This window comes from Corallococcus llansteffanensis, from assembly GCF_003612055.1.
Classification (GTDB): domain Bacteria; phylum Myxococcota; class Myxococcia; order Myxococcales; family Myxococcaceae; genus Corallococcus; species Corallococcus llansteffanensis.
Genome location: NZ_RAWB01000988.1, coordinates 1 through 1,643, shown reverse-complemented (window position 1 = coordinate 1,643; position 1,643 = coordinate 1). Strand labels below are relative to the sequence as shown.

The 1,643-nt window shown below is 73.1% G+C and carries 2 protein-coding genes and 1 pseudogene; 1 reads left to right on the top strand and 2 read right to left on the bottom strand.

Annotated elements, in window-relative coordinates; genetic code table 11:
- Positions 1-386: pseudogene (locus tag D7V93_RS45645) on the top strand (GTPase ObgE); the annotation flags it as partial.
- Between the two features lie 87 nt (positions 387-473).
- Here the strand turns inward: D7V93_RS45645 and D7V93_RS42735 are convergent.
- The gene (locus tag D7V93_RS42735) at positions 474-752 is read right to left on the bottom strand and encodes a hypothetical protein (RefSeq protein ID WP_120648647.1); all 279 of its coding nucleotides are present in this window, start codon (positions 750-752) and stop codon (positions 474-476) included.
- 113 nt (positions 753-865) lie between these two features.
- Complete coding sequence (locus tag D7V93_RS42730; RefSeq protein ID WP_120648646.1) at positions 866-1,513, bottom strand: SanA/YdcF family protein; 648 nt, start codon at positions 1,511-1,513, stop codon at positions 866-868.
- Positions 1,514-1,643: the final 130 nt, after the last annotated feature.

The following is a 1,643-nucleotide window of genomic DNA, read 5'->3' as shown; positions in this document are numbered from 1 at the left end:
CCCCCGCACCGACCCGCGCTGGAGCGCGCAAGGCCGCCGGGAAGAAGACGGCCGCGAAGAAGGCCGCTCCCGCGCGAGGCACCGCGAAGAAGGCCGCCGCGAAGAAGGGCGCTGTCGCCAGGAAGGGCGCTGCCGCGAAGAAGGGCGCTGCCGCGAAGAAGGGCGCTGCCGCGAAGAAGGGAGCTGTCGCCAGGAAGGGCGCGACCGCGAAGAAGGGCGCGACCGCGAAGAAGGGCGCTGCCTCCAAGCGTGGCGCCACGAAGAAGGCCGCGGCTCCGAAGCGGGGCGCGGTCGCCGCGAAGAAGAAGGCCGGCGCGCGCAAGGGCGCCGCGAAGACGGCGGCCCGCAGGCCCGCGGCGAAGAAGTCCGCGCGTCGGCGGTCCTGACGCCGCACCCCTGAAACAAGGGGCGCGTCCCCCACCCGGGGACGCGCCCTGTCCGAACCCGCCCCGTGCTGCCCGGGCGGGACCCGGCTACCCCTCGGGGAGCAGGTCGGACGTATACGCGCGGGGACGCGGGTCGTCAGGCTGCGCGGTCAGCTCGCGCTCCTCTTCTTCCTCCTCGTCGCCCCGGCGGAACTCCTGGATCTGATCCGGAAGGATGTCATGGGCCTCCGCCTCCTCTTCCAGGGGAGGCGACAGGGCCAGGTCCTGATCCGTGATGTTGATCTCTTCCTCTCCGGTGTCCGGGTTCCGGTGGCGCAGCGAGGTGGACTCGCCCACATCCTCGTCGCCGAGCTTGTTGAATCGCATGGGGTCTCCTCGACAGGGAGGGTTGAGAAAGCTTCCGTGTCCCCACGAAAATGAGACCCCCGGGCGGGGCTGGCAATCCCAGCCGCCCGCCTGCCTGCCGGGCCCGGCCCGCGTCAGCGAGGGGCTGTCGGCGGCCGGCTGTTGAGGCTGCCGGGCTCCACCTTCAAGAGCACCATGCCCAGCGCGAGCACGCGGGAGAGCGTCTCGCGCAGCGTGTAGCGCCAGGGGGTCGCGCGGCCCTCGTCCGCCGCCACGCCCCACGCGTCGATGCCCACCGAGTTGGCGATGAACAGCGCCCGCGACAGGTGGAAGCGCTGGGTGACGAGCACCGCCCGGTTCGCGCCGAACACCGTGTGCGCCCTCAGGCAGCTGTCATAGGTGGACAGCCCCGCCTCGTCGCCCAGCACCGCCGCCTCCGGCACCCCGCGCTCCACCAGGTAGCGCCGCATGGCCCGCGTCTCGTCGTGGAAGGGCGCGGAGTTGTCCCCGCTCACCAGCAGCGCCTGCACCTTGCCCTGCCGCCAGAGCGCGATCGCCGCGTCCAGCCGCTGCGCCAGCACCGGCGACGGCACCGCCCCTGGCGCGAGCCCCGCCCCGAACACCAGCGCCAGGGGGGCCTCCGGGGCCTCCGCCAGGGGCACGATGCGGCCCTGGTAGCGCAGGCGCACGAAGTGGGACAGGGCGAGCACCGTGAACACGACCAGCCCGAGCAGCCCCAGGCCCCTGCGCACCCACACCCTGCTCGTGCCGCCAGCCTTCATGGACCCCGCAAAACGGTCGGAAGGGTCCATTCTCTTCCGGCCCGGCGCTCCCGGAAAGCGAACCTTGCGGGCCGGACGTCGGAACTGTCCACGCCCGCCCGGCCCCTGGACGACCGGCTCCCCGCCCATG

Excerpts from the sequence above, each read along its gene's own strand:
- D7V93_RS42735 (WP_120648647.1), bottom strand. The coding sequence starts at position 752 with ATGCGATTCAACAAGCTCGGCGACGAGGATGTGGGCGAGTCCACCTCG.
- D7V93_RS42730 (WP_120648646.1), bottom strand. The coding sequence starts at position 1,513 with ATGAAGGCTGGCGGCACGAGCAGGGTGTGGGTGCGCAGGGGCCTGGGG.